The organism is Acinetobacter sp. WCHA39, assembly GCF_002165385.1.
Lineage (GTDB): Bacteria > Pseudomonadota > Gammaproteobacteria > Pseudomonadales > Moraxellaceae > Acinetobacter.
Genome location: NZ_NHRP01000026.1, coordinates 36348 through 42347 on the forward strand (window position 1 = coordinate 36348; position 6000 = coordinate 42347).

The window sequence follows — 6000 nt, forward strand, 5'->3', positions numbered from 1 at the left end:
TTTTATCTACCTGATTAATAAAGTAACTTGATTTACCCATATGTCTTATCAAAAAGCTCTTTATCCTCTCTTAAATCAAACTTCTTCGACGCAATGATTGAGTATTTTTCAACCTCACTTGAACTATTTAACTGAGTTTTCCTACCATCAAAAGGTCATGGATTTAACATTTGTTTTATTACAAATACGGATCAATTATTTTTGCAAAGACAATATGAATTTCTCAATCATCTCTCTCTCCAACTCAGGTAACTCTTGAATTGATTTAGCAATTGGATCGTTACCTACATCTGAACTACGTGCTGTACGCCCTAGTAGATAGTCAGCAGACACATTTAAGACAACCACAAGCTTATAAAAATTTTCTAAAGAGGGCTTACGAGAGCCAGCTTCAATATGTGAAATCGACGTAGATGGAATACCAGACTTTTCAGCAAGTTCTTGCTGAGTCAATTTTCTTTGTTTTCTTATTTCTTTGAGCCGAGCACAAAACAACTCAGAATCCATTTCAGCCAGCATAAAACACCATAAATCGACAATAAAACTTGACTATATCGACAATTTTCAATATATATATTGTCAGTATTTTATTGTCTATTTCGACAAAAAGACATCATCAAAAGAAATTAAAAGAGGAAATTTAATATGAAGAATAGTGTATGTGCATGAGTGCCTTATCTCGACAATAAAGCACTCATGCTTTTCATCTCAAATCACTGAAATGAAAGATGTAAAATTTCGACGTTTTACCTTTGCATTCTTTCATAACAGACCATTTAAGTAAAATTATCGTGGAATCTATTATGAGCAGTTCACCGAGTCATATCCCTTTTTCGATCCATCCAGTAATTCGAAATTTAAATGTCCGTCAAATTTCTAAAATTATTGCGACAAAAATCATTGAAGCTACGGCGCTACAACTTCAGTTCAATCCGATATTTTGCAACAAGTTAGATGTAGCACAACACCTCAATACTTTTGAAGCAGTTGCTTACTTTACAGACAACCAGTACTTTGAAAAATATGGCTTTAACAAGCAAGGGATTATCAATTACCAAGAACTCTCTAATGAGTTATTATCAATTTTTTATATGGTTATACAGTCTGAATAAATCATAGTTTTTAGAATAGAGAGCATCCTTAATTCCTTTCACTAATAAGAATGCTCTTTAAATTTCATATTATATAAATTAACCTGAATCATGGTTAAGCCTATGAGTCATTACTAGGATGTGACATTCTGCAGCTCATGCATTTGATCTTGCAACCTGAGTTGCAGATACGGTTTACTAAGATTGGAAATACTCTCATCAGATTGCAGATGCTATGAAAAAGCAGTTTCAGGACTTAGTGTCTCAATTGATTTGGATGGAGATTAGAATAAGTTTAAAGATGGACCATATTTTGAATTAACATGGTCTAAGTATCCTGAGTGACAAAACTGGCCTTAGCCTTAACAGGCTAAGGGCTTTAATTTAAATTGATTGGCTTAAAAGTAGAACTTTGTCTTTTGCTCATGCAGTAACTCATGCAACCACATCGGCAAAGAGGACTGATAAAGCAATATCCGCTCTTCAGATGTAAGCATCTTCTCAAGCTTTTTAACCATATTCAAATCAACAATCTCTTTTCCCAAAAAGAGTAATGCTGATATAGCCACTCCTACACGGCTGTCAAATGGATGTTGGAAAAATTTGCTGTTTTTAGTATGCAGCAATCTTACCTGAGTGCCGCCAATCTTAAATTCACGAGAATTACCTGAGGTATAAAACACATCCATCACTGGAACCTGAGTGCTTAATTCAAGACGATTTGCGGCCATACCCCCATGAACTTGGATGAGTTCACCATTTTTTTCAGCAATTACTTTGACCACTTCATAAACATCAGGACTCAAGTATCGCCCCTTCAACATACTGTTTGGTTTAGGTCTATAATAAACACCGTGCTGAATGCGATTAATCACGCCTTGATTAGTTAAACGATGGAGCTCCTGATAAACTACCTCAGTCTTACCAAACTGTGTAAATTCGTCCACAGAAAAGACATGTCCAAGGTGAAATCCTTTCACTCGCTCTTGAACCGCTTTTGCAATACTAAACATAGCTTAAGCCCCAAACAGATTATAAAAGGTGGTTGAAACCATAAGGGAATTACCGCACAACCTATCTCTTCAACGACCAGATTCGATTTTACACATTTCTTCTACATGATTGGATTAAGAAGGATTCAGGTTAAATTAATATATTTAATATCTCCTACCAACCCAAATCATTTTCTTCTAATTTTTTCATCGCTGTGGTATTTGAAGCTTTCTGCCTCACCTTTCCTTTTAGTTTTAAAAGCTGTATAGGTGATAAAGGTGGCTCTGGCAAAAAACTATTTAAATGGTCTAATGCATTAAGTGAATAAAGAATTTGGATTAAGTTTTCGAGCGTCACATTACCGGATTCCGCATTTATAATTATTTTACGGGACAAACCTGAATGTTCAGCCACATCAATTTGACGCAAATTTTTATTCAATCTTAATCTTTTGAGTCTTCTTCCAAACTCTTCTGCAATATACTTAGGAGAATCTGACTTACTTAACATGCACCCTTCCTAAGTCCCTAAAAAGGTACTTAATAATTTATTTTTAAGCTTTAAGTTCCATATTAGGAACTTTGCAGAAGTTAGTCAAAAGGCATAGAATTCCTATGCCTTAGTCATTCCCAACTCAAGAATACCTTATTTTGAGTAACTCTTCTTTCTCTTCTTCAGTTAACTCTCGTTTTCCATAGAGTTGCTGAAGTATCTCATCCATTCCGACGTATTTGAGATGCACGTACACGCAAAGCGCCGTATTACCAATAAAGATATAAGTCTTTCTCTCTACTTTCAGCCAAAAACCATCCCCCAATATCAATGCTTTCTTATCAATATTGAAAATAATATCTTCTATATCGACTTGGTTTACTTCCATATTGATATACGGCTGATATAGCTTGGTTACTAATGCATATTTCTTATTAATGAAACCTTTTCCAGATTTTTGTGCCATGTTTAAAATCCTTTTTAGTTTTTTAAATTTTCTCATTTTGACCTCGGCATCTTTCTTTAAACCCTTGATACCAGGCTTCAATTTCTTCCCGATCAAAATAGACAGCTGCTTGACGTGATAATCCCATTTTTAATGGTTTCGGAAAGCGATCATCTTTCTTCATTAATCTTCGCAATGCGTTTCTTTCTATACCTAGAAGCTTACATACCGTGTTGTAACTCAATAAGAAAGGCTTTATCTGAACAATGTTTAATACTTCAGTCTGTTCAGTGTTCTCAATTAAATTTGATTCGTTTCTATCAATCACACAATCCATTTCTAATCTCAAATAAAGATATTAAATAGAGCGTATCAGAGACCAAAATTTTAAAATTATTTTGATATAAAACTGGAAAAAAAAGTCACCCCATGGGGTGACTCTTAAATTTTCTCAGGGATTGATTAACTCAGTGAATAGACATAGTCTGCCCACCACTGCATTAGATCAACTCGTTCTTGGAAATGCTCTGCTTTGTCGTATATACCTTTTGTACCCTGTTTAACGTGAGATAGTGCAGATTCAATAATTTGATATTTTTCACTAAATTTATTATTAAGCGTTGTTGATGCTAAATGCCTAAAACCATGTGGATGCTGTTTATTCTCATAGCCTAAAGATATTAACGCTTCATTGAAGGTATCCACACTCATTGCCATCATTGGGTCATTTCGTAAGGGAAATAAATATGGGGATGGTGTCTGTATCTCTTTTAATCTTTTTAACAATATAATTGCTTGGTCTGGCAAAGGCACACGATGTTCTTTTTTATTTTTCATCATCTCTGCAGGTTTAATCCAAATCTTCCGATGAAAGTCGAATTGTTCCCACTTCGCCTGTTGTAACTCACCAGGGCGTGGGAAGAGTAAAAGCAATAATTCTAAACCTATTGCTGTACTACGACTAGAATATGAACGAATTGCAGACAAAAGGTCTGGCAATTCAATTAAATCGACAAATTTGAAATTTCCACTTTTATGACGTTCAAAAAATCCCTGTACCTCTCGCACAGGATTTTCTTTATATTCACAATATATACAAGCCCAATCGTACGCCTCTCTTGCAAAGCTAAGTAGTTTGCGCATTTGTGCTGGGATTTTTAAATCATATTCTAATCTCGCAAAAAATTCGTACCATTCCATGGTTTTAATCGTTCTTAAATCACGATTTCCAAATTCAGGATAAATATGTTTTTTAATCGATAATTGCATCTTAGAAAAATATTTAGGACTCCATTTTTTTTGTTTTTTATCAAGTAAGCTTTCTATAAGTGAAGATAACTTGTACTTATCAACTTCTAAAAATGTACCTGCTTCTATTTCTTTCAGATAGCCGCTCGCAATTACCCTTGCCTCTTTAGCTTTAATAGTCGGGTAAGCTCCTACCCCTTTCCACCCCCATTTTCCATTTCTTTTTTTATACCTAAACTGCCAACTTTTGCTGCCATTTGCTTTTACAAAAAAATATAAATTTGGACTGTCCCATAATCGATAGTCTTGCATTTCCACTTCTAATGCAGTAAGAACTGTATCTGCCAAATAACCTTTTTTCTTTAACTCGGTACGTCTCATTACTATGTCTGAAAAATTACGTTAATAGCAGTTGATCACAGCTCTTAAAATCTCCAGAGATTTTTTATTCTAAGTTCAAGAAAAAGGTTTACTTTTTAATTGACCAATTCATCTAAATAATCAGCCCACCACTGCATCAACACACGGCGTTCATCTAAATGCTGTGATTTATCATAAACACCCTTGACACCTTTTTTCTTATGCGCCAAACATACTTCTATCACTTGTTCTTGATTACTGAATGCGTCATTCAAAATGGTACTTGCAAGATGTCTAAAACCGTGAGGATTCTGTTTTCCTTTATACCCCAAGCGATTCAGAGCTAGATTGAATGTCATATCACTAATCGTTTTATTGACAGAAAGACGGCTCGGAAACAAGAACTCAGACTCTGGCTGAATGGATCTTAACTCTGTGAGTAATGTAATGACTTGCTTAGATAGTGGGACTTGATGTTCCTGACGTGTTTTGGTCATTTCTGCAGGTTTGGTCCATAAGGCTTTTTTAAAATCGAATTGCTCCCACTTTGCTATCCTTAACTCACCTGGACGTGGGAATAGCATCATAAGCAGCTCAAGACCAATGCCGATGGCGCGCTTTTTATTATTACGAATTTTCTTAAGTAAAGCTGGTAATTCATCAACAGTCACGAAATCCATGTTCCCTGACTCGTAGGCATCTAGATGTTTGCTCATGCCTTCTATTGGATTTGAATTTATCTTGCCTTTAAACTTTGCCCAGTCATAGCAACCACGTACGTATGAAACCAATTTCTCAATCTGAGTATGAATGCCTAAAGTACGTTGTAGTCCTTGGAAAAAATCAAACCACTCTTTTGGCGTAATCTCTTTGTAATTACCTTGACCAAATACTGGAATAATGTGCTTCTCAATAGATTTTTGAGCTTTCGTGTATGTTGCCTCACCCCACTTATTTGATTTAGTGTCCAACCACTCTCTCATTAGGTTTTCAAAGTTAAAGCTTTCAAGCTCTTTTCGTTCCTCGAGCAGTACTTTCTTCGACTTCAGGCTTTCACCTTTAGAAAGAGCTGAAGTAAATTCTCGTGCTTTTTGACGAGCAAGTTGAGCACTCACTTGAGGGTAAGAACCAAGACCCATCCAAGCCCATTTACCTTCAGAATTCTTGTAACGATACTGCCAATTTTTAACACCTGATTTTTTGACTAAAAAATCTTTGTACACGACAAATTTCATAGGGCCCTTGTCCTATCAGGCTTTTTCTTCCTTAAAATTGCGAGCACTTTCTTAAATTCTTCTTTTTTTCCAAAACCAATCAAACGTAGAATAGCCATTTGAACATAGTCCAAACCGTAGCGAAATAAACTTACTG

Annotated in this window: 8 protein-coding genes and 1 pseudogene; 1 reads left to right on the forward strand and 8 read right to left on the reverse strand. The window is 35.3% G+C overall.

All coding sequences use genetic code 11. The features are described from left to right. Positions 1-195: 195 nt before the first annotated feature. Positions 196-519 carry a helix-turn-helix domain-containing protein gene (locus CDG56_RS12630; protein WP_005104551.1) on the reverse strand — a complete coding sequence of 108 codons (324 nt, stop codon included), beginning with the start codon at positions 517-519 and terminating at the stop codon, positions 196-198. Positions 520-803: 284 nt separating this feature from the next. On the opposite strand from CDG56_RS12630, the gene CDG56_RS12635 reads away from it, so the two are divergent. Then, complete coding sequence (locus tag CDG56_RS12635) at positions 804-1112, forward strand: hypothetical protein (protein WP_004782586.1); 309 nt, start codon at positions 804-806, stop codon at positions 1110-1112. 377 nt (positions 1113-1489) lie between these two features. On the opposite strand, the gene CDG56_RS12640 is transcribed toward CDG56_RS12635, so the two are convergent. From CDG56_RS12640 to CDG56_RS12670, 7 genes and pseudogenes are all read right to left on the reverse strand, one after another. Then, complete coding sequence (locus CDG56_RS12640) at positions 1490-2104, reverse strand: DUF6088 family protein (protein WP_087548068.1); 615 nt, start codon at positions 2102-2104, stop codon at positions 1490-1492. A 154-nt stretch (positions 2105-2258) separates the two neighbouring features. Next, positions 2259-2594: a helix-turn-helix domain-containing protein gene (locus CDG56_RS12645; protein ID WP_005104554.1), complete on the reverse strand. Its 336-nt coding sequence runs from the start codon at positions 2592-2594 to the stop codon at positions 2259-2261. 124 nt (positions 2595-2718) lie between these two features. After that, on the reverse strand, positions 2719-3042 hold the full coding sequence (locus tag CDG56_RS12650) for a hypothetical protein (RefSeq protein ID WP_005104557.1): 324 nt from the start codon (positions 3040-3042) through the stop codon (positions 2719-2721). A gap of 22 nt (positions 3043-3064) precedes the next feature. Beyond that, the gene (locus tag CDG56_RS12655; protein ID WP_086043923.1) at positions 3065-3358 is read right to left on the reverse strand and encodes a helix-turn-helix transcriptional regulator; all 294 of its coding nucleotides are present in this window, start codon (positions 3356-3358) and stop codon (positions 3065-3067) included. 125 nt (positions 3359-3483) lie between these two features. Further along, positions 3484-4650 carry a tyrosine-type recombinase/integrase gene (locus CDG56_RS12660; protein ID WP_087548069.1) on the reverse strand — a complete coding sequence of 389 codons (1167 nt, stop codon included), beginning with the start codon at positions 4648-4650 and terminating at the stop codon, positions 3484-3486. A 95-nt stretch (positions 4651-4745) separates the two neighbouring features. Then, positions 4746-5864 (reverse strand): tyrosine-type recombinase/integrase, encoded by a 1119-nt coding sequence (locus CDG56_RS12665; protein ID WP_087548070.1) that lies wholly within the window; start codon positions 5862-5864, stop codon positions 4746-4748. After that, a pseudogene (locus tag CDG56_RS12670) lies at positions 5861-6000 on the reverse strand (IS4 family transposase); the annotation flags it as partial. The pseudogene CDG56_RS12670 and the gene CDG56_RS12665, both read right to left, overlap by 4 nt.